The sequence below is a fragment of the Nannocystis sp. genome (assembly GCF_016714285.1).
In the GTDB taxonomy this organism is placed as follows: Bacteria; Myxococcota_A; Polyangia; order Nannocystales; family Nannocystaceae; genus Nannocystis.
This window is the reverse complement of sequence record NZ_JADJNN010000001.1, coordinates 227835-248706: the sequence shown is the minus strand read 5'-3', so window position 1 is coordinate 248706 and position 20872 is coordinate 227835. Positions and strand designations below refer to the sequence as shown.

The following is a 20872-nucleotide window of genomic DNA, read 5'->3' as shown; positions in this document are numbered from 1 at the left end:
GCCACGCCTCGCCCCAGATCCATTAAACCCGTTGCATGGACGACGATCGGCCGACCTCGAGCTACCGCACCCCCGCCGCCGACGCCGCCGCGGCGCCGCCGGCCGAGCTGCTCGCCGAGTTCACCGCACCGATGCTCGGGCCCCTGCGCCTCGAGCTCGGCCTCAGCGCGACGATCCGCCTGAGCCTCGACCGCGACGAGCTGCGCGTCAGCGCCGGCGGCGGCCTGCGCCTCCTCAGCGACGAGCTCCCCACCCTCTCCCTCCGCCACCTCCGCCTCGACCTCGCCACCGCAGACCTCCAGCACGACGCCGTCGGCCTCGGCGCCTTCGAGGCCCGCGCCGCGTCCGTCGCCCTCGGCCTCGCCTTCACCCACGTCCTCGACTGGCAGCCCGGCCGCAGCCTCGTCGACCTCCTCCTGCAGAACACCCCCGCGCGCCGCGACGGTCGCCGCCGCGTGTGGTCGCGCGGCCCGGCCAGCGTGTGGCTCGAACCCACCACCCGCCTCGACCTGAGCCTCGCCCGCGAGCACGCCGAGCTCACCGCGTCCGACGCCGTCTACCTCCGCCTCATCGGCCTCGGCATCGGCCTGCTCGCCGTCCGCTACCTGTTCGCGACCCAGCGCCTCGAGCTCGAGGGCCCGCCCGGCCAGCCGCTGCGCAACGCCCTGCTCCGCCTGGTCGCCTGGTTCGCCACCCGCTGGCTGCGCGCCCGCCTCCCCGTCGCCCTCGCCGCCCCCGGCTACGACCCCTTCGCCGACCCCGCCCGCCGCGCCCACTTCAGCGAGCTCGCCGCCCGCCTCGGCGCCAAACCTGCCCCTTCGACCACCCAACCTGCCCCTTCAGACAGATCGTCCGAACCTGTCCCTTCAGACAGCACCAGCCAACCTGCCCCTTCAGCCAGCCCGTCCGAACCTGCCCCTTCGACCACCCAACCTGCCCCTTCAGACAGCCCGCTCGCCCGCCTACGCGCCCTCGCCCACCTGCACCTCAGCCCCGGCCCGCTCCCCCCCGACACCCGCCTGATCCTCGTGATCCCCCTCGGCGCCCGCGGCAGCCTGGCCCTGTGCACCGCCGCCGACGCCGACCTCGAGCTGCGCCGTCGCGGCCCCCGCCTCGCCCTCGACGCCCCCGGCGGCCTGTTCATCCGCGCCGCCGAGCTCCCCGGCGTGGAAGCCCTCCAGATCCGCCACCTCGCCATCGCCTTCGGCCCCTATTCGCTCGAGCTGCGCACCGAGCCCGCGCTCGGCAGCTTCGCCCAGGCCGCGATCCAGCACGTCGCCCGCGGCGCCCTCGCCAGCAAGCTCCCGAGCGCCGCGCTCGCCCGCCTGGCCGCCCTCGGCAGCTCCGACGAGCTCCTGCGCATCCCGACCTTCGGCAAGCCGATCGTCACCCTCCACACCCCGCGCAACGAGGAGATCGTCCTGCGCCACGGCGAGGACGCCCTCCGCCTCGAGATCCCCGCCGGCCTGCAGCTCGCCTTCCCCGGCCTCGACTTCCTGCCCGACGCCGAGATCCGCGGCCTGACCTACACCTGGGCCAGCGGCCAGCTCGAGCTCGACGCCACCCCGGAGCTCGGCAGCCTCGGCAACCAGGTCGTCAGCCAGCTGTTCCGCCACCGCGCCGTCGCCCAGATCCCCGACCTGCTCGGCTTCAAGGGCCCCGCCGCCAGCACCCCGATCGACCCCACGATCGCCGCCGCCCGCCCCGCCGTCGTCTACGCCCACCGCGTCGAGGTCCTCGGCCCGCTCACCGTCCAGCAGGACCCCACCGACCACATCTCCATCAGCCTCTCGCCCGCCGCCCTCGAGCTGCGCAGCGACGCCGGCGTCGCCCTCCTCATCCCCGAGCTTCAGCTCGCGCTCGTGCTCAAGCAGCTGAGCTTCCAGCTCGGCGCCGGCCTGTCCGCCGACAACGACCTCGGCGGCTACCTCAGCGCCATCATCACCAGGCTCCTCGAGAAGTCCGCCCTCGCCCCCCTGCGCCAACGCCTGCCCACCTGGGGCACGCCCACCGACGCCACCCGCCCCTGGCAGATCGCCCGCATCGAGGCCGGCCCCGTCGGCCCGATCCAGATCAACCTCCCCGCCGCCGGCGCGATCGTCCTCGAGCGCGACCACGACGGCCTCGAGCTGCGCGTCGACCCCTTCCTCGAGATCCGCCCCGAGCGCCCCGACTACCTGCCCGTGATCGGCTTCCACCGCCTGCGCTGGCAGCCCGGCGACGACACCTGGACCGCCGAGTTCGACCCCGCCGTCGGCCCGCTCGTCACCGAGGTCGTGCAGCACATCGTTCACCGCCTCGCCCCGCCCGATCTGCTGGCAAACATCACCCGCTACCTCGCCCTGCCCGCCCCGACCCGCGGCGCCGCCCCGACCCCGCCACCGGTCCCCGGCTCCGTCGTGTGGTTCGAGCGCCCCGTCCCGAAGCTCGGCAACCTGCGCGTCACCGCCGACCCGCGCCGCGTCGTCGACCTCGAGCTCACCCGCAAGGCCGTCGACATCACCGTCGGCCACGGCCTGGTCGCCCACATCCCCGGCTTCGACGTCCACCTCGACGGCGTCCGCGTCGGCCTGCGCCCGCTCTCCGCCGACGTCCAGACAAGGCCCCCCGCCGGCCCCCTGTTCGACCGCATCCTCGAGCAATCCCTGCGCGGCCTGCTCAAGCAGCACGCCGACGCCTTCTGGCCCACCGGCGAGTCGGCCAGGATCGGCCAGGACACCCTCCTGGTCCTCGGCCGCGACACCGCCTGGGGCCCGCTGCGGATCTCCGTCCCCACCGACGGCGCGATCGCCCTCCACCTCGACCGCACCAGCGTCGCCCTGCACAGCAAGGCCGGCATCTTCATCTCCGGCGCCCGCATCGACTGGCTCCCCGACTTCTACCTCCACGGCCTCGGCTACACCTTCGAGACCGGCGCCGTGACCCTCGAGATCAGCGGCATCGAGGAGATCCTCTACTTCGAGAAGCACGCCGTCAGCCCGATCACCCTCGCCCTCCTCGGCCACCTGATCCGCGTGCTCGCCCTCCCGCGCGCCCCCGCCTGGACCGCCCGCCTCGGCCTGCGCCAGTTCCCCCTGCCGCCCGTCCCCGCCGGCGACCCCACCCGCATCGGCCTGGTCCGCGTGAAGCTGCCCGGCGAGTTCGGCGAGGTCCTCGTCTCGATGCCCGCCGACGACCTCGTCACCCTCCGCATCGACGACGAGGAGGCCTCCGTGATCAGCGAGCGCGGCCTGTTCGCCACCCTCCCCGGCCTGCGCTTCGAGCTGTCCCTCCGCGGCGTCCGCTACCACCTGCAAAGCGGCGAGATCCAGGTCGGCGGCCTCGGCCAGCTGGAGAACGCCCTGCTCGAGGCCGTCGTCGCCCGCCAGCTCCGCAACGTCCCCCAGATCGCCAGCGAGTCCCCCGGCGACCTCAAGACCTCGCTCAGCTCCCTCCTCGACCAGCTCCCCGTCGACGAGCACGGCCGCCGCGTCCTGTTCGCCCACAAGCTCGTCAGCCTCCTGCTGCCGCCCAAAGCCTGCCTGATCATGCTGCTCCGGGCCGACGCCCTCAGCTTCACCGCCGACCCCCCGATCAAGATCGACGGCCCCGCTCGCATCGACTACAGCTTCAACGGCGTCCGCTACAGCTTCGCCGACGCGAGCTTCCACCTCGACCTCGATAACGCCGGCGCGCTGATCTCGGGCCTGTTCACCGAGGTGCTGATCCACCAGGTCGAGAAACGCCTCGACGCGATGTTCAAGCCGCTGCTGCCCGCCGCGATGCGCGAGCCGGGCTACAGCCTGGCGAACGACGATAAGTCGGAGCAGCACATCGCGGAGCTGGTCGCGGGCTTCAGCGCGCTGGCGAAGCGCAAGCCGGGGTAGCTAAAACCGCCGTCGCTGCGAGCCCGCGCCGGAGACGCTGATAAAATGTCCACACATTGTGGAAGCCGCGGCGGCGATTGCGTTCGGCACCTCGAAATAGGATGACGTGGTGCCCGAGCTGCTTGCAGACCTCGCACGGGCACGTCTTCCACGGTTTGGCTTCGAGGGCTTCTCGGTAGATCTCGGTGCGGTCCGTTCGAGGATCGTGGATAAGCTCGTAGGCTCGGAGCGCCTCGAGCACGCTCTTGATGGCACGTGCGCCAGCGTCGTATTCGGCGAGCCGCTGTAAACAGCGTTGCTCGGCTGCGCGGGCCAGGTCCTGATCGACCTCGCCGGAGCGAACGCGGGCCTCGAGGCGAAAGTTGCCCTGGACCTGCGGTACCCGGATCGCGCTGTAGGTGCGATCGAGGGTGTAGTAATTGTCCTTGTCGTCCTTGAACGCCTGGCGCAGCGGCGAGGTGCTGTCGAAGCTGACGACCCCGAACTTGGCGAACGCGGACACCGCAGCGATGCGCGTGACCCCGAGCAGGTGGATCCTGGTCTCCGGCCTCCGAATCGCGTGGACCGCCTCGAGGCAGCGGAGCAGGTCTGGCGTCTTCAACGGCACCACGCCGCCGAGCGCGATATATCGATACCCGATCTCCTGCAGCTCCCTCGCCGCATGCGCGTACGAGCGCGGCCCCCAGCCCTGGGCGACGCCCACCGGCATGACCCTCAGCCTGTCCCGCTTGATCGTCGTGAAGAACTCGCGCGCCAGCTCCAGCGTGAGCTGCTGACGCCCACGGACCGCCGCGGGCACGCCCCGCTCGTCCCCCGCGAACAGATCGTCCTCCCACTCGGGCCGATGCTCGAGGATCACATGATCGACGGAGATACCGCAGTCGAAACCGCACCGATCATAGAACTCGACAACCTCATCGACCGTGTACGGCGGCGCATCGGCCTTCACGTAGCTGAACGCCCCGCAGTCGCCCATGAAGGTCAGCGGGCCCCAGCGGTGCTCCTCCGCCCGGAAGAAGGCGCGGACCCCCTCACGCAACAGCCGGCGCCGCTGGGCCTGGGTGTACCTGGCCTGGCCGGCGCCGCCGGTGCCGTCGACGATCGCCTTCGAGACGAGGATGCCATCGAATGCACGGGTCGAGAAGACCTCGTGCGCATACTGGTCGTCTCGATGCCGCAGGCGATCGGCGCAGCGATTCTCCTTGGTGAAGTCGAAGCTGGGATCGACGAGATCCTGGCTGTCCGGGAGGAAATACTGCATGTTGGTGGATACCTAACTTCAATCGTTGTCGAGCGCCCGACCCGCGGACGCGAGCTCCTCGCGGGCCTGGCCGTGCAGCTCACGGAGGCGGCGCTGCTCACAAGCCCGTCCGTCACCACGCAGCGCGCGCAGCAGCACGGTCCAGCCAGCCCGCGGGTCCTGGCGCAGACCGGCACGCAGGAATGTGAGCACTTGCTCGTCGTCCATGCGATCGCGGTTGTGCTTGGCCTCCGGCGCCGCGGACCACCGTGTCACCGGCCCTGGCCCCCCCCCCCGGGCCAGCTCGGCCCGAACCCCCAGCACGGCCCACACCGCTTCGACCCGGACACGCCCTGGCTCGTCCGGCGCCACGGGTAGGGGACCCGCGCAACGTCGCCGAATAGGGAGCAGCAGCGCACCGCCGGATATCGCGGCGCTTCGGTGGGATCCGCGAGTCGACGCCACCACTGCTCGACTCGCCGCGCAGGCGCCTCGGCACGCAGCGAGCGCAGCTGGAACCTCTCCTCGATCACACCGCACTTGCGATCGCTGCAGCTGGCAACCAGGTAGGTGAGGTGTTGCACGTGCCGCCAGGTACCTTCATGGAGCGACCCCGACGAGCTCGCGAAAGACCTTCCCCTCGCAGACAAAGTAGCGATATCGACGCCCCGCGCCGGCGGCCTCCATCTTGAGCAGCACCGACGGCATGTGCAGACATTCGAGCAGCCACAGCCCCTCGGGCTGCAAGATGTGCTCAATCTGCGAGAGGAAGTAATCCTCCACCGTAGCGAAGGTGCCGAGGTACTCCGCCTCGGCGTCCTCGAACTCGAGATCAAGATCGTCGCTCACGCGACACCCCGATCTCCAGACCAGGTTCGGAGGCCCGTGGTGTGCGGCGGGCGTCAACGGCTCCAAACCATCACCAGGAGGCCGCTGGCGGCCATCCCTGGTCCCTTCTTCGTGAAACAGAGTCATTTAGAGACACCTTAGAACAAAAAGAGACTCCGCGCAAGCTCGCGCCCCGGCCGCTAGACTCCGCCCGTGCCCGAGCCCCCCAAGGTCTCGACCAAGCTGATCGCGGAGGCCGCTGGTGTGACCACGCGAACCGTCGCTCGCTGGGTGAAGCTCGGCCTGCTGCCCGCCCCGAAGTTGGTCTACGGCGGCAAGCGCGGCAAGCAGAGCTTCTGGCCCGAATACACCGTCGAGCAGGCCGCCTGGGTCCGCGATCAGTTCGAGCGCGGACAGACCTGGCAGGAGATCAAGGCTGCCCTCGCTGCCGGCGCATTCCGACCAGCTCCGTGAGCGCAGCTCACAGCGGCGTCACGACCTCGATCACCCGCGCCACGACCCGCAGATCCTCCCAGCGATCGATCGCCAGATCGACCTGTCCCTCGGACCAGCTCCGTAGCACCCACGCCCCGTCGGCCCCGCGGGTCGGCACCTTGATCATCGCCTCACTCATATCGGGCCCGACGGCCGCCACCAGCAGGCACGGCTTCCCGTCGACCAGGTCAGGCGGCGCCGCCGGGAGCCGCGCGCACAGCACCAGCTCGCCGTCGCGGATCGGACGTGCACCCCCATTCATCGAGTCACCGCTCGCCCGCACCACGAAGTGCCGTCGCGGATCGAGCCGCAGCTCGCTGCGCACCCGGATCGCCCGCGGCACCGCGTCCGCGTGCTGCACCGGCGCGAGCCCGCAGGCCACCGCGAGATCGGCAAAATACGGCAGCGCAGGCACCTCCGCAGGCTCCTCCGTGTTCACCACCTCCAGCATCAACCGGCCTTCGCGCTCGCGCAGCACCACCGAATGATCGGTCCCCGGCTTGCCCGCATCGGGGCCGAACAACCCCGCGAGGATCGCTCCGAGCACGTTCGGCCCGCCCTCCCGCGTCGTCGCCACATTCACCGCGATCGACACGAAGTCGAACAGATAGGGGTCGCCCTCGACCCACACCTCGCGGACGCCCTCTTCCATTGCGCCGCGTTTGAAGCGGAGGATCGGCTTCGGTGGCTTGAGTGCTTTCCCGGACCTGCCGACGACGTTCGGCTGCCACAGTCCGTTGAGGCCCACCTTGCAGCGCAGCCCGGCCGGCAACGCCGCGACCGCAGCCCGACGCCTGGCCTCGTCCTCACGCGCGGCCGCCACCTCGTCGAGCATGGCCTCGAGGACAGGTAGATCGTCGACCTCCACCGGGACGCGCAGCACGACCGCGTCGCCGCTGCGCCGCAGACCCGCGGGCCACAGCGTCGCCAGCGTCGCCGCATCCACGCCTCCGCTCGGCGCTGCGACGCCACCCGCCTCCAGCCAGCGGCGCAGCGCCGTCCACGGCCCCACCTCGCGCACGGCGCTCCGCTCGAGCGCCACCAGGGCATCGCGCCGCACTTCAACCACCCGCGCCTCCGCGTCGCTGAGCGCCCCCAGCTCCGCGAGCAGGTCCCACCACGACCCGAAGTTCCGCGCTGGCGCCCTGACCTGCACCCCTGCCCGTCCCAGCTCACTGAGCGTCGGCCGACGCCCCAGCTCGTCGCGGAGGCGCCGCGCCGCCACCAGCGTCGGGTCCCCGGCCTCCACGCGCCCGAGCCGCGCGAGCATATCGATCAGCTCGACCTCGATATCGACGCTACACCCCGGCGGCAGCTCGAAGCTCCGGTCACGCAGGCGACCGATCGCCGCCCGTCCGCCCATATGCACACCGAGCATATCGAACAGCGCCTGCGGCCGCGCCAGGAAGCTGCGATGGTTGCCGATGAAGTCCAGGATCACCAGCCGCGGCTTGTGTGAATTCACCGGCAGACGCAGCCCCCGGCCGATCTGCTGCAAGAACACCACCCGCGACTCCGTCGGCCGCAGCAACACCACGACATTCACGTCCGCGACGTCGACGCCCTCGTTGAACACGTCGACCGTCGTGATCGCCTCGAGCCGGCCCGCCTCGAGCTCGCGCAGGCTCGCGCTCCGCGGCGCCCCGCCCTCGCTGTGCACCGCCACGGCCCGGATCCCGCGCTCGCGCAGGAACTCCGCCATGAACTCCGCGTGGCGGATCGACGCGCAGAACCACAGCCCGCGGCGCGGCCCATCGGGCGCGTGCGCCAGGTATCCCTGCAGCGCTTGCTCGGCGTGGCTCTGGGTGGCGAGCGCCTGGCTCAGCGCCTCGGGATCGAAGCGACCCGAGAGCCACGGGATCGCCTTGTAATCCACCGAGTCCTTGAGCCCGTGATACGCGAACGGCACCAGGCGCCCCGCCGCGATCGCCTCCGTGAGATCCGCGCGAAAGACCAGGTTGTCGTCACACAGCGTCAGCAGCTCCGCCCCGTCGCTGCGCTCCGGCGTCGCCGTGAGGCCCAGCATGAACTGCGGCTGAAAGTATGTCAGCACCCTGCGATATCCGAGCGCCGCCGCGTGATGAAATTCATCGATCACGATCAGGTCGAAGTGATCCGCCGCCCACTGCCTCAGCTGCTCCGGCCGCCCCAGCGTCTGCACCGACGCGAACACCAACTCGGCGGCCGTTTCGCGCACGCCGCCCATGAACCGCCCCGCGCTGCGATCCGGCAGCACCCACGCGAAGGCCCGCCGCGCCTGCTCGAGGATCTCCGCGCGATGGGCCACAAAAAGCACCCGTCGCGCCCCCATCTGCAGCGCGTCCAGGGCCGCCAGCAGCGTCTTCCCGAGCCCCGTCGCCAGCACCACCAATCCCCGCACATGCCCCGCCTCTCGCGTGCTCGCCAGCGCCGCCAGGGCGCGCCGCTGGATCGCGTGCGGCTCGGGTCGCGGCGGCGGCGGATCCCAGGCGAGCCGCTGCGCCTCCGGGGCCCGCGCCGAATAATCCTCGATCCACGCCTGGGTCAGCAGCACCGCCGCTGGGGCCCGCCACAGCCGCTCGAAGCGCGCCGCGATCGCCCTCAGCTCGCCCGGGTGCACCGCGTCGATCGCCCGCAGGTTCCACTCCACGCCGTCGGTCAACGCCTCCTCGCTCCAATTGCTACTGCCCACATACGCCAGCGCCGACCCGCCGCGACGAAACAGATACGCCTTCGGGTGGAAGCTGCGCCCCTCGCTGCAATACACCTTGACCTGCAACCCTGCATATTCCGCCGCCAGCTCGCACAGCTCGCGCAGCGCCTGCGGGGCCGTGATCCCGAGGTAATCGCCGGTCAACAGCCGCAGCTGCGCCCCGCGCCGCAGCGCGTCCACCATGTCATCGCGCAGCAGCCGCACGCCCGAGCGCTGCACGAAGGCCGCCAGCAGATCCGCCGCCTCGGCCTGTCCCAGCGCCCCGCGCAGCGCATCGAGGAAGTGCTGCTCCTCGCCGGCCACGAAGCCAGGCAGCGCCGCGAAGTCCGCGTCGCCCCGCCGCACGCTCGCGTACCAGCGCTCCCCCGGCGGCGCCGCGAGCTCGAAGTGCACGCTCCCACCGTCCGCGCCGAGGAGATCGATCAGCGCCAGCACATCGCCGCGCTCCTCGAGCGTCAGCTCGGCCCAGCGTCCCACCATCCGCCGCGGCGCGACCCGCAGCTCACCGTCGTCGCCACGGGTGGTCAGGGCACGCTCGTTGGCCGGCAGCTCGCGCACCGCGGCACCTTATCGCAGCCCCCATGCCAGGGGCAATCGCTACCCCTCCGCCGCCAGCTGCCCGCGCAGCCGCTCGAGCAGCTCCTCGGGCGCCCGGACCACGATCCTCGTCCCCTCCTCCTCATGCGTCTCGCGCAGCACCAGCGCGTGCTCATGCAGCGACGCGATCAGCCCGTGGCTCTTATACGGCACGAACAGCTCGGCCTCCGTCATCTCCTTCGCCACGTGCTCGATGATCGTCTGCCGCAGCTTCGCCACATCCGCGGGGTCCTTCGCGGACAGCTGGATCGCGTCCGGGAATTCAGCCCGCAGCGCCTCGCGCAGCGCCTCATCCACCCGGTCGATCTTATTGAGCAGCACCAGCGACGGCGCCTGGTCGGCCTCGATCTCGCGGAGCACGCTGCGGGTCACCTCATACTCGTGGCGGAAGGTCGGGTCGCTCGCGTCGAGCACATACAGCAATAGCGCCGCGCTGCGGGCCTCGTCGAGGGTGCTACGAAAGCTCGCAACCAGGTCGTGCGGCAGCTTCTGGATGAAGCCCACGGTATCGGACACCAGGATCCGCGGGTGGCTCTCCGGGTGGAGCGCGCGCACCGTCGTATCGAGGGTGGCGAACAGCTGGTCGGCGACCAGCACCTCGCTGCCGGTCAGGCCGCGCATCAGCGACGACTTGCCCGCATTCGTATATCCGACCAGCGCGACCGTCGGCGTGTTGTGTCGGCCGCCGCGGCGGGTGCCCTGGTCGCGCTGGATCGCGGCGAGCTCGTGCCGGATCTCGGCCATGCGGTCGCGGATCCTTCGCCGGTCGAGCTCGAGCGCAGATTCGCCGGAGCCGCGTCCGGCCTGGTGTTCGCTCGGGCCGCCGGCCTCGCGCAGGCGCGGCGCCACGTAGGCCAGGCGGGCCAACTCGACCTGCAGGCGGGCCTCCTTGCTGCGCGCGTGGCGGTGGAAGATCTCGACGATCACGCCGGTGCGGTCGAGCACCGTCGCCCCGGTCGCGCTCTCGAGGTTGCGGGCCTGGTTCGGCGTGATCTCGTGGTCGACGATCACGAACTTCGGCCGCCGCGGCGCCGACGGGTCGACGTACTCGTCCTCCTCGTCCTCGATCGCCTCGGGCTCGTCGTCGACGCCCTCACCGCGGCGCTGGCGGGCCTTGTCCTTCTTGATCGGCACCGCCGAGGCCACGTGCCCGCGGCCGCCGGTCAGCGCCGCCAGCTCCTTCAGCTTGCCCTCGCCGAGCACCAGCGACTTCGACAGCCCCTCGCGCCGCTGCGACACCGTGTCGACCACGTCGTAGCCGAGCGTGTCGACCAGGCGCTTCAGTTCGGCGAGGTCGGCGGTGTGTTGCTCGTCGCTGCGGTCCGGGGTCTGGACCGACACGAGCACGGCGGGGGGTCTCCTGGGCGCGGACATGAGGCGCCGACTTTAGGGCATGCCCGCCCGGCCACAAGGGGTCACTCGCGGAAGCGGACATGGAAATGATTGCTGTGGCCGCGCCAGTGGCGGACGATGCCGTGCGGCGCGCCGCGGCCGCGCGGGTACTGGAACACCTCCGCCAGCCGCTCCGCCGACACGCCCTCCGCGACCGCGTGCTCGTAGAGCAGGCGCTGCAGCCCGTAGTCGAGGAACACGTAATGCGCCTCGCCGGCCTCGAGGAAGCTGGCGAGCAGCGCCCAGCTGCGGGCGACGTCGAGGTTGTGCGGGCCGGCGTGACGAAAGCGCAGGTCGTCGGCCTCGTCGCCCAGCAGCACATAGCCCACGTCGACGTCGCGGCCGTTGCGGTGCGAGAGGTGCGGCGGGAAGTGCCCGCCGCCGCGCTGGCTGATGTCGCCGACGTGGATCTGCGGCCCGCCCTGCACCTTCTGCCGGTAGGCACGCACGCTGTCCTGGATCGCCCGGATCGTGCGCGGCGTGCCGTACGCGTTGTCCGGGCGCTTGACCACATAATGCAGCCCCGCCGGCAGCTGCAGCCCCTGCGTCAGCACGCCGACGAAGTCGTCGGGCTCGACCAGATCCGGATAGTACACATCCCCCTCGCGCAGCTCGATCGACGTGCGGCGGATCGCCAGCGACTCGCTGTCGCCGTCCCGCTGGATCTGGACCGCCGCGATCGACACCGCCGCCAGGGTCGCGTCCTCGGCCAGCGGGTCGCCGACGCGGTACTGCCGGATCACGCCCGTCTCGTCGTTGCGGATCGTCGCCGCCGCGTCGGCGGGGTCCTGCGCCCGCATCGTCGCCAGCAGCGTCAGCGGCAGCTCGGTCGGCGGCAGCGCGGCGATCGGGTCCAGCACAGCGGCCGCCGCCGGCGCGCCCGCGTCGCGCTGGTCGATCAGCCCCTCCTCCGTGTTGCCGGTCTCGCCGCTGTCGCCGGGGCTGGCCGCAGGGACATGTCCCGAGGGACCGGCGACCTCATCACGCGTCGGCTCGCCGCACGCCCCCGCGGCCGTGAGCACGGCGAGCGCGAGGGCAGCGAGCGGGCGGCGACGCATGGGTCGCGCTGCGCCGCAAGAAGCAGGCCAGCAGACGCGCCCGCAAGTGATTGATCCACCATCGCCCGCGCACGATCCGCGCGACAAAATGACAGGCCCCGCCAGCCCGTCCCGGTCAGCCCGTCACACGCGCGCGAGCGCCCGCACGGGCACGAGGTCCCGTCCGTGCGGCGCGCCCCACCCTTCCTGGTACAGCGCACTTCACTCGCAGCTCACTGGCACGAGGTCCCGTCCGTCAGGCACTTCTGAAAGTTGCAGGTGCAGCGCACGCTGCCGCCGTCGGGGAGCGAGGTCTCCCAGCCGTCCTTGAAGCAGTCGCCGAAGTTGCAGCGCGTGCGCGCCGAGCCGCCGTTCGGCAGCGTCGTCTCCCACCCGTCCTTCCCGCAGTTGCTGAAGTTGCAGCGGGTGCGGGCGCTGCTGCCGTCGGGGTAGCTGGTCTCCCAGCCGTCCTTCATGCAGTCGCCGAAGTTGCAGCGCGTGCGCGCCTCGCCGCCGCCGGGCAGCTGCGCCGTCCAGCCGTCCTTGAGGCAGTTGCCGAAGTTGCAGCGCACCCGCACCTCGCCGGCGTCGGTGCGCGTCGTCCAGCCGTTCTTCATGCAGTCATTGAACTCGCAGCGCCCGGCCGCGAACACCCCGGCGATCGCATGCACCGCGCCGTTGGCCCCGGCCTTCTGCGCCTCCTCGGCGGCCTTCGCCTCGGCAGCCGCGGCCGCCGCGTCGGCCTTCGCCTGCGCGTCCTGGGCCTTGCGCATCACCGCGAGGTCGGACTTCGCCGTCGGCCACTTGAGCAGCTTCGCGTCGCCGCCGGAGCGCGACAGGCAGATCGCCGTGAACTCGGCCAGCGCCTCGCCGGGCACCACCGGGCGCACCCGCGGGCACGCGCGCCGCACCACCGGATCGCCATCGGCCCCGCCCGCCGCCACGTCGAGCGCGAGGAACAGGTCGTGGCTCGGCGCCGCGTCGATCGCCCGCTCGAGGTACCCGAGCGCCTCGGGGTGCAGGCTGTCCATATTGAGCCGACCGTCGCGCGCCGCCGGGCTGTCCTTCGCGGCGGCCACCTTGTCCGCGAACGCGATCGCCTTGCCCCCGTCGGGTCCGCGGGTCAGCTCGGCCCGCAGCGCCTCGAGCTCGGCGACCGTCGCCTGGTCCCTCGCCTGCTGCGCCGCCGCGGCCTGCTGCTCCGCCTCCTTGGCCTGCGCCGCGGCCTTCTGCTGCGCCGCCGCGGCCTCGGCCTGGCGCGCCTCCTCGGCCTTTCGCCGGCTCTCCGGCGTGTCGATCGTGACCTTGAACAGCGAGCACCCGGCCGCCAGCGCGGCGACCACGAAGACATTGCGGGGGGACATGGCGCCGCGACGCTAGCCTGCGCCCCCGCGCTGCACAAGCGGCACAGCGGCGGGTATCCTCGCCGCGAGGAACCACATGCCCGCCACCAACATCGACGAGGTCCTCGTCAGCCTCGACCAGATCCTCGCCGACACCCGCGCCCGCGGCAGCCGCCTGTCCCTGTTCGCCGCGCTCTACCGCCTCGTCACCGCGCGCGTGCGTGAGGGCATCCAGCGCGGCCGCTTCGAGGACGGCCCGCGCATGGACCGGCTCGACACCGTGTTCGCCTCGCGCTACCTCGACGCCTTCGCTGGCCACGCGCGCGGCGGCCCGGTCACCAAGAGCTGGCGCGTGGCCTTCGCCGCGTCCGACGACGTCTCGCTGATCGGCCTGCAGCACCTGCTGCTCGGGATGAACGCCCACATCAACCTCGACCTCGGCATCGCCGCCGCCAGCGTCTGCCCCGGCCCGGCGATCGAGGGCCTCCACGCCGACTTCGACCGCATCAACGACGTCCTCGCCGAGCTGCTCTCCGGCGTCCAGGCGGCGCTCGGCGAGGCCTCGCCGATGCTCGCCACCCTCGATCGCTTCTGCGGCGCCGCCGACGAGACCTTCGCCGGCTTCGCCATCGCCAAGGCCCGCAAGCAGGCCTGGCGCGTGGCGACCGTGCTCGCCACCTTGCCGCCCGAGCACCACGGCATGGCGATCGCCCTGCTCGACCAGCAGACCGCCACCCTCGGCCGCCTCATCACCCGCCCCGATCCGACCACGAGCGCCGCGCTCGCGCTGATCCGCCTGCAAGAGGCCGACGACGTGGCGACCCTCACCGACGCCCTGCTGCGCGTGCAATGACCCCACCCCGCGACAGCCCGCGCCCCGAGGATCCGCCGAGCGTTCCCGGCCGGCCGCGCTGGTGGGACCGCCTCTGCGTGGCCGCCTTCCTGGTCCTGTGGCTGATCCCCGTGTTCTGGCACGGCGCCGTCAGCCGCCGCATCTGGCCGACCGAGCCGCGCTTCCTCCACGCCTGCCACGATATCGCCTGCCTCTTCACCACCCGCCCAACCAGCTGGAACGCCTATTACGTGCAGGTCCGCGGCCCCGGTCGCCCCGACTGGCAGACCCTCGACACCCGCGAATACTTCCCGATGCAGCCCTTCGGCCATCGCACCCGCTTACACCGCTTCCTGATCGACTGGGGCAGCAAGGGCCAGCGCGGCCGCGACGAGGTCGCCGCATTCATCTTCGCCCGCCACCGCGAGCTCCACCCCGATCGCCGCCAGCCCGGCGAGCTGCGCTTTGTGTGGACCTGGTTCGCCCCGCTCGAGGACCGCCCCCCGCCCGGCCGCTGGGACCCGCCGCCGGTGGAGAAGCTGCCCGCCAATCGCATGCGGATCCTCTCCGTCCACCGCCCGGAGGCCCCGTGAGGCGCCGGTACGCACATTGGCCCTCGCGCACGCACCGCCCGGAGGCCCCGTGAGGCGCCTGTACGCACATTGGCAGGAGTTCTGGTACGCCCAGGTCCCGGCGGCCCGCCTCGAGCTGTTTCGCGTCGCCATGCTCGCGACCCTCGCCTACTACCTCGCCGCCCGCTTCGCCTACGCCCGCGAGTGGCTCACCGATATCGGCTTTCACCCCTCGGTCGCCGCCGACCGCGGCCACGCCCCCGGCGTCCCGCTGCTCCCCGAATCGTGGCTCGTCCCCTTCGCGATCGTCTGCTTCGCCAGCGTCGCCCTCGCCATGTTCGGCCGCCTGCGCCGGCCCGCGACCGCCGTCGCCCTCGCCTGCGTCATCTACGTCACCCTCGCCGACCCGATCTCCGCGTTCACCCTCAATCGCCTCTACATCTTCTCCCTCACGCTCCTGCTGCTCGCCCCCGCGGGTGCCAACATACCCGCCTGGCCGATCCGCGTCCTCCAGCTCAGCCTGCTCCTCCACTACGCCGGCTCCGGCGTGTGCAAGGCCGCCTACGGCGACTGGCTCGCGCATGACGACGTCCTGTGGATGCAGATCCAGGGCCTCTACATGACCGACGCCGCCGCCTGGATGGTCCGCACCCTGCCGACCTGGACCTTCACCGTCCAGCAGCACACCGCCCTCGGCTTCGAATTGCTGGCCCCCCTCCTGCTCGGCGTACGTAGATTACGCCCGCTCGGCTTCCTGCTCGGCGTCGGCATGCACCTCCTGGTCGCCCTCACCATGTATCAGCTGATCTACTTCAGCCTGCAGATGATCGCGTTCTACGCGGTATTCGTCGACCCCGTGCGGGCCCAGCGGATCGTGACATTCTTCGGCGACTCGCCGCCCTGGGCTCGTCGACGAGAGCCGCCCCCAAGACCCGCGCATTCCTGATATGACTCGGGCTCGATGCGCCCCTGGCTCGCCCTCGTCCCCCTCCTCGCCTGCACCGCCCCCGGCGACTCGGCCACGGGTTCGAGCGACGCCAGCGACGCCAGCACCAGCGCGGGGACCACCGCGGGCGAACCCACGACCACCGCGAGCACCGGCCCGACCTGTCCTTCGGGACAGGAGAACTGCCCCTGCGGCGACGACCTCGCCTGCGCCGACGATCTCGTCTGCGTGTTCGCCGTCTGCATCGCCCTCGACTGCGAGCCGGGCAGCGACGGCTGCGTCTGCGGCCCCGAGGCGGCCTGCGGCCCCGACCTCGCCTGCAACTCGGGCAACCTCTGCCGACCCGACGGCCAGTGCCCCTACACCGACGACGGCAGCTGCGACGTCCCCGAGTTCTGCCCCGCCGGCAGCGACGTGAACGACTGCTGCGCCACCCAGGCCGGCGTCTGCGAGGAGTTCGGCATGGGCGGCGACTGCCCGCCCGGCACCGACATGTTCGACTGCGGCTACTGCATCTATACCGACGACGGCGGCTGCGACGAGCCCGACCTGTGCGCCCCGGGCACCGACAAGAACGACTGCTGCGCCAGCATCGAGGACGGCGTCTGCGACGAAATGGGCATGGGCGGCCAGTGCCCGCAGGGCAGCGACATGTTCGACTGCGGCTATTGCCCCACCCCGGAGGACGGCGTCTGCGACGAGATCGAGGACTCGGACGGCCTGTGCCCGCCCGGCTCCGACGCCGTCGACTGCTGCGCCCACCCGAAGGACGGCGTCTGCGAGGAGATGGGCATGGGCGGCATGTGCCCGCCCGGCTCCGACATCTGGGACTGCGGCTATTGCCCGTGGGCCGACGACAATCAGTGCGACGAGCCCGAGGGCACCGACCTGTGCGGTGAGGGCAGCGACCCGAAGGACTGCCCATGACCGCGATCCTCACATTGTCCCTCGCCCTCGCGTTCGCGCCGACCACCCCGATCTACGGCGGCGACAATGCAGCCACCTGCGCCTGGCCGAGCGTCGTCAGCATCGACGAGGGCACCTGCACCGGCACCCTGATCCACCCGGAGCTAATCGTCTACGCGTGGCACTGCGGCGCCGAGGTCACCGAGCTGCAGCTCGGCGAGGACTTTCGCAGCCCGGCCCGCCGCGTGCCCGTCGAGCACTGCGAGGTCAACCCGGACGGCGGCGTCGGCTTCGGCCGCGACGTCGCCTTCTGCCGCCTCGCCACGCCGATCCTCGACGTCCCGATCGTGCCCGCGCTCTCGGCCTGCGAGGCCGACGCCGTCCAGATCGGGCGCAAGGCCACCCTGGTCGGCTTCGGCCTCGCCGAGGGCAACCTGCCCCAGGGCCCCAAGCGCATCACCACCACACCGATCGTGCAGTTCTTCGACGACGAGGTGTTCATCGGCGGCGACGGCATGGACGCCTGCAACGGCGACTCCGGCGGCCCCGCCTTCCTCCGCCTCGACGACGGCAGCTGGCGCAGCTTCGGCATCGTCTCCTACGGCAGCCCCTGCGGCGAGGGCACCTACTATTCGCAGCTACATTTACAGCTACCCTGGCTCGAGGCCGCCTCCGGCATCGACCTCACCCCCTGCGGCGACGCCGACGGCAACTGGGCCCCGTCCGCGTTATGCACCGACTTCCCCATCGAGCCAGGCACGCCCGCCGGCACCTGGGACAATGGTTGCAGCGGCGGCCCCGTCACCGACTGGTCGGCGAGCTGCGGCGCGCCATTCCCGGCCGACCCCGACACCACCCCGCCGACCGTCGAGATCACCGCGCCCGGCGAGGGCAGCGTGTTTGTCACCGACCAGCCCAAGCAGGCCCTCCTGATCGCCGTCGAGGCGGCCGATGTCGGCTGGGGCTTCCGCGACCTGCACCTGCGCGTCGACGGCAAGGACGTCCCCGGCACCACCCGCATCGACGCGTCCGTGCTCTACGACGACCCCGCGCTCGAGTTCAAGCCCGGCACCTACACCCTGGAGGCCGTCGCCACCGACCTCGCCGGCAATGAGGGCATCTCGCCCCCGCTGCAGCTCCACATCGAGACCGCCCAGGCGCCGACCAGCAGCGGCGAAGCCAACAGCGACACCAGCAGCGACACCAGCGGCGAACCCTGGCACGACCGAGCTCGCCGACGGGCTGCGGCTGCCGCCACCCCGGCCACCATCCCGCTGGCCACCGTCGGCCTCCCTGCTGCTGCTACGCCGTCGCCTAGCGCTCCATCAGCTGAGCCAGGGCCCGCCGCACCACTCGCACTCCTGCTGCGACGCCGTCGCCCTCAGCGCTCCATCAGCTGAGCCAGGGCCCGCCGCACCAGGTCGTCGAGCGCCCCGTCCGCGTCCTTCCAGCCCGCCGCGACCACCCGGGCGATCGCAGCGTCGACCTCCTTGAGCCGCCACCCGAGCTCGACCAGCACCGCCCGCGCCTCGTCCTGCAGCCCCGAGCCGCCGTCCGCCCGCGGCACGTTGGCGACCGCGATCGCCTCGCCCGTGATCAGGTCGCCGACCTTGTCCCCCAGCGACAGCAAGATCTGCTCCGCCGTCTTCTTGCCGATGCCGGGGATCTTCTGCAGCTGGTCGTGCCGGCCCTGACGCAGATGATCGACCAGCTCGGCGAAGGGGAAGCCGCCGAGGGCCGCCAGCGCGTGCTTCGGCCCCACCTTCGGCACGCTGTTGAGCAGCAGGAACAGCCGCTTCTCGGCCGGCGACGCGAAGCCGTACAGCAGCAGCTGGTCCTCGCGCACGTAGGTGTAGATCCACAGCGTGCACAGCTCGTCGAGGTCGCCTACCTCGGCCAGCGTCTGCAGCGACACCCGGACCTCGTAGCCGACCCCGCTGACGTTGATCACGACCACGCCCTGGGCCGCGTCGCGGGCCACCACCACCCCCGAGAGCCAGCCGATCACCGCGGCCTCCGGGCTGTCCTCGCGGACAGGTCGCTACCGCCGATCACCGCGGCCTCCGGGCTGTCCTCGCGGACAGGTCGACGCGGCCGCCGAGCTGCGCGTGGCACAGCGCCAGCGCCAGCGCGTCGGCGGCGTCGCTCGTGGGCTCGCGGCTCAGCCGACACAGCCGCTGGATCCGGATCTGCACCTCCTGCTTGGTCGCGCGCCCGTGCCCGACCACCGCCCGCTTGACCAGCGCCGGCGCGTACTCGGCCAGCTCCAGCTGGTGCTGCGCCGCGATCAGCATCACCGCGCCGCGGGCCTGCCCGAGCTTGAGCGCCGAGCTGGCGTTGACCCCGTGGAAGGCCGTCTCGAGGGCGACCACCGCCGGGCGGTACTCGTGGATGATCGCCGACAGCTCGCCCGCGAGGGTCAGCAGACGCGCGGGCATCGGGTCCGACTCGGCGAGCCGGATCACCCCGCACTCCACGTAGGTGAAGCCGGCCTCGCCGCGATCGACGAGGCCGTAGCCGACCACCCGCGTGCCCGGGTCGACGCCGAGGATCCGCACCTCAGGGGCCGTACTCCTCCAGCACTTCGTCCGGCAGCGAGGCGTTCAGGTAGCACTTCTGGACGTCGTCGTGCTCGTCGAGCTTGGCCCACAACTTGGCCACCGACACCGCCGCGTCGCCGCTCACGCTGATCTCCGACTCGGGCTTCGGCAGGTACTGGATCTCGCCGCTCGGCTCGAGGTCGGCGAGCGCCGTCTGCAGCTCGTTGAAGCTGGACGGCTCGCAGTACACCGCCCAGGTCTCGCCCCAGTCCTCGATGTCCTCGCCGCCCGCGGACAGCGCCCGCTCCATCAGCGCCTCCTCGCTGATCTTCGACCGGGCCACCTCGAGCACGCCGCGGCGCACGAACATCCACGACACCGCGCCGCTGCTGACCATCTCGCCGCCGGACTTGCCGAACAGCGTGCGGATCTCGGCGACCGTACGGTTCTTGTTGTCGGTCAGGATCTCGACGATAAAGCACGACCCCGCCGGTCCGCGGCCTCGTACTGCAGCGTCTCGAAGGTGACGCCCGCCAGATCGCCGGTGCCCTTCTTGATCGCCCGATCCTGGTTGTCACGCGGCATGTTCGCCGCGCGGGCGGCCGCCAGCGCGGTGCGCAGGCGCGGGTTACCCGAGGGGTCGCCGCCCCCCTCTTTGGCCGCGACCATGATCTCGCGGGCGATCTTGGTAAAGATCTTGCCGCGCTGGGCGTCGAGCGCCCCCTTCTTGCGCTTGATGGTGGACCATTTGCTGTGGCCGGACATGACTGCTGGTGGCTTCCTACCACAGGCGCACGCGCGCCTGGAAGTGGCCCCGCGGTGTTAGGATCGCCGCCATGACGCCGCGGACCCTCGCCGCCGCCGCCCTGCTGGCCGCCGGCTGCTTCGTCGACAATCGACCGGGAATCTCCGCCAGCGACTCCGGCAACACCGACCCGGCCTCGTCGACGACCGCTCACACGCCGCCCACCAGCGCCACCGGCGAGCCGAGCAGCGGCCCCGACACCAGCCCCACCAGCAGCGACAGCACCAGCACAAGCACCACCACCGGCACCCCTGGCAGCACCAGCACCACCAGCGTCGACATCAGCAGCAGCGGCGACGCCACCACCATGGTCCCACCCGGCGAGTGCCCGGCGGTGGGTGTGCTCGGCGGCGCCGTGAGCCTCAAGGCCTGCGCCACCTGCGTGACCGCCGAGTGCTGCGAGCTCCTCACCATGTGCGCCCAGTCGGACCCCTGCACCACCGCGTGGGCGTGCATCAGCGACGAGCCCTGCGTGGACAAGTGGCCGGGCTGCCCCGGCGCGCTCGAATCGGTCCAGATCCTCACCGCCATCTCGAACTGCATTCAGGGCCCCTGCGCCGAGTTCTGCCCGATCATGTGCGGCGCCCAGGAGGCCGCCTGCGCGGCCAACCCGGAGTGCACCGCGCTCGACACCTGCGTCAGCGAGTGCACCGCCCAGTGCCTGCCCGGCGACAACCAGTGCCTCGCCGACTGCCAGAACGACTGCGCGTTGGCCCACGTCGCCGGCGTCGTCGACTGGAAGGCCATGACCGGCTGTCACACCGCGCAGTGCGGCGGCTGA

Annotated in this window: 17 protein-coding genes and 1 pseudogene; 8 read left to right on the top strand and 10 right to left on the bottom strand. The window is 71.7% G+C overall.

All coding sequences use genetic code 11. The features are described 5' to 3' along the window. The first annotated feature begins 35 nt into the window (after positions 1-35). Positions 36-3866 carry a hypothetical protein gene (locus IPJ59_RS01085; RefSeq protein ID WP_293269394.1) on the top strand — a complete coding sequence of 1277 codons (3831 nt, stop codon included), beginning with the start codon at positions 36-38 and terminating at the stop codon, positions 3864-3866. On the opposite strand, the gene dpdA is transcribed toward IPJ59_RS01085, so the two are convergent. The 3 genes from dpdA to IPJ59_RS01070 form a co-directional block, all read right to left on the bottom strand. Next, on the bottom strand, positions 3835-5127 hold the full coding sequence (gene dpdA, locus IPJ59_RS01080) for a tRNA-guanine transglycosylase DpdA (protein ID WP_293269392.1): 1293 nt from the start codon (positions 5125-5127) through the stop codon (positions 3835-3837). The two genes, IPJ59_RS01085 and dpdA, sit on opposite strands and share 32 nt — an antisense overlap. A gap of 18 nt (positions 5128-5145) precedes the next feature. Then, positions 5146-5382 carry a hypothetical protein gene (locus tag IPJ59_RS01075; RefSeq protein WP_293269390.1) on the bottom strand — a complete coding sequence of 79 codons (237 nt, stop codon included), beginning with the start codon at positions 5380-5382 and terminating at the stop codon, positions 5146-5148. 324 nt (positions 5383-5706) lie between these two features. Beyond that, the gene (locus tag IPJ59_RS01070; protein WP_293269388.1) at positions 5707-5955 is read right to left on the bottom strand and encodes a hypothetical protein; all 249 of its coding nucleotides are present in this window, start codon (positions 5953-5955) and stop codon (positions 5707-5709) included. A gap of 192 nt (positions 5956-6147) precedes the next feature. On the opposite strand from IPJ59_RS01070, the gene IPJ59_RS01065 reads away from it, so the two are divergent. Next, positions 6148-6408 carry a MerR family transcriptional regulator gene (locus IPJ59_RS01065; RefSeq protein WP_293256147.1) on the top strand — a complete coding sequence of 87 codons (261 nt, stop codon included), beginning with the start codon at positions 6148-6150 and terminating at the stop codon, positions 6406-6408. Between the two features lie 7 nt (positions 6409-6415). Here IPJ59_RS01065 and IPJ59_RS01060 read toward each other — a convergent pair whose 3' ends face one another. From IPJ59_RS01060 to IPJ59_RS01045, 4 genes are all read right to left on the bottom strand, one after another. Continuing rightward, the gene (locus tag IPJ59_RS01060) at positions 6416-9679 is read right to left on the bottom strand and encodes a DEAD/DEAH box helicase family protein (RefSeq protein WP_293269386.1); all 3264 of its coding nucleotides are present in this window, start codon (positions 9677-9679) and stop codon (positions 6416-6418) included. A 39-nt stretch (positions 9680-9718) separates the two neighbouring features. Beyond that, the gene (hflX, locus tag IPJ59_RS01055; RefSeq protein WP_293269384.1) at positions 9719-11092 is read right to left on the bottom strand and encodes a GTPase HflX; all 1374 of its coding nucleotides are present in this window, start codon (positions 11090-11092) and stop codon (positions 9719-9721) included. A 41-nt stretch (positions 11093-11133) separates the two neighbouring features. Continuing rightward, positions 11134-12168, bottom strand: coding sequence for a penicillin-insensitive murein endopeptidase (locus IPJ59_RS01050; RefSeq protein WP_293269383.1), 1035 nt, complete (start codon positions 12166-12168; stop codon positions 11134-11136). Between the two features lie 212 nt (positions 12169-12380). Further along, a complete protein-coding gene (locus tag IPJ59_RS01045; RefSeq protein ID WP_293269381.1) occupies positions 12381-13511 on the bottom strand; it encodes a hypothetical protein in 1131 nt (376 codons plus the stop codon). Positions 13512-13587: 76 nt separating this feature from the next. Here IPJ59_RS01045 and IPJ59_RS01040 point away from each other — a divergent pair, with 76 nt between their 5' ends. From IPJ59_RS01040 to IPJ59_RS01020, 5 genes are read left to right on the top strand one after another with little or no spacing between them, the layout of a single operon-like run. Continuing rightward, a complete protein-coding gene (locus IPJ59_RS01040) occupies positions 13588-14343 on the top strand; it encodes a DUF5995 family protein (protein WP_293256165.1) in 756 nt (251 codons plus the stop codon). Next, complete coding sequence (locus IPJ59_RS01035) at positions 14340-14915, top strand: hypothetical protein (protein WP_293269379.1); 576 nt, start codon at positions 14340-14342, stop codon at positions 14913-14915. The genes IPJ59_RS01040 and IPJ59_RS01035 overlap by 4 nt, the downstream gene beginning before the upstream one ends. Positions 14916-14964: 49 nt before the next feature. After that, complete coding sequence (locus IPJ59_RS01030; RefSeq protein ID WP_293269378.1) at positions 14965-15840, top strand: HTTM domain-containing protein; 876 nt, start codon at positions 14965-14967, stop codon at positions 15838-15840. Between the two features lie 15 nt (positions 15841-15855). Continuing rightward, on the top strand, positions 15856-16767 hold the full coding sequence (locus IPJ59_RS01025; RefSeq protein WP_293269377.1) for a hypothetical protein: 912 nt from the start codon (positions 15856-15858) through the stop codon (positions 16765-16767). Beyond that, positions 16764-18146: a trypsin-like serine protease gene (locus tag IPJ59_RS01020; protein ID WP_293269375.1), complete on the top strand. Its 1383-nt coding sequence runs from the start codon at positions 16764-16766 to the stop codon at positions 18144-18146. The genes IPJ59_RS01025 and IPJ59_RS01020 overlap by 4 nt, the downstream gene beginning before the upstream one ends. Here the strand turns inward: IPJ59_RS01020 and ruvA are convergent. The 3 genes and pseudogenes from ruvA to IPJ59_RS01005 all read right to left on the bottom strand — a co-directional run bounded on the left by ruvA (position 18128) and on the right by IPJ59_RS01005 (position 20051). Beyond that, positions 18128-18754 (bottom strand): Holliday junction branch migration protein RuvA, encoded by a 627-nt coding sequence (gene ruvA / locus IPJ59_RS01015; RefSeq protein WP_293256180.1) that lies wholly within the window; start codon positions 18752-18754, stop codon positions 18128-18130. The genes IPJ59_RS01020 and ruvA overlap by 19 nt on opposite strands. 43 nt (positions 18755-18797) lie before the next feature. Beyond that, complete coding sequence (gene ruvC / locus IPJ59_RS01010; RefSeq protein WP_293269373.1) at positions 18798-19304, bottom strand: crossover junction endodeoxyribonuclease RuvC; 507 nt, start codon at positions 19302-19304, stop codon at positions 18798-18800. A 1-nt stretch (position 19305) separates the two neighbouring features. Next, a pseudogene (locus IPJ59_RS01005) lies at positions 19306-20051 on the bottom strand (YebC/PmpR family DNA-binding transcriptional regulator). A gap of 71 nt (positions 20052-20122) precedes the next feature. On the opposite strand from IPJ59_RS01005, the gene IPJ59_RS01000 reads away from it, so the two are divergent. Continuing rightward, positions 20123-20872 (top strand): hypothetical protein, encoded by a 750-nt coding sequence (locus IPJ59_RS01000; RefSeq protein ID WP_293269371.1) that lies wholly within the window; start codon positions 20123-20125, stop codon positions 20870-20872.

Coding starts and splice junctions, on each gene's coding strand:
- IPJ59_RS01085 (WP_293269394.1), top strand. CDS start 36: ATGGACGACGATCGGCCGACCTCGAGCTACCGCACCCCCGCCGCCGAC.
- dpdA (WP_293269392.1), bottom strand. CDS start 5,127: ATGCAGTATTTCCTCCCGGACAGCCAGGATCTCGTCGATCCCAGCTTC.
- hflX (WP_293269384.1), bottom strand. CDS start 11,092: ATGTCCGCGCCCAGGAGACCCCCCGCCGTGCTCGTGTCGGTCCAGACC.
- IPJ59_RS01050 (WP_293269383.1), bottom strand. CDS start 12,168: ATGCGTCGCCGCCCGCTCGCTGCCCTCGCGCTCGCCGTGCTCACGGCC.
- IPJ59_RS01045 (WP_293269381.1), bottom strand. CDS start 13,511: ATGTCCCCCCGCAATGTCTTCGTGGTCGCCGCGCTGGCGGCCGGGTGC.
- IPJ59_RS01040 (WP_293256165.1), top strand. CDS start 13,588: ATGCCCGCCACCAACATCGACGAGGTCCTCGTCAGCCTCGACCAGATC.
- IPJ59_RS01035 (WP_293269379.1), top strand. CDS start 14,340: ATGACCCCACCCCGCGACAGCCCGCGCCCCGAGGATCCGCCGAGCGTT.
- IPJ59_RS01025 (WP_293269377.1), top strand. CDS start 15,856: ATGCGCCCCTGGCTCGCCCTCGTCCCCCTCCTCGCCTGCACCGCCCCC.
- IPJ59_RS01020 (WP_293269375.1), top strand. CDS start 16,764: ATGACCGCGATCCTCACATTGTCCCTCGCCCTCGCGTTCGCGCCGACC.
- IPJ59_RS01000 (WP_293269371.1), top strand. CDS start 20,123: ATGACGCCGCGGACCCTCGCCGCCGCCGCCCTGCTGGCCGCCGGCTGC.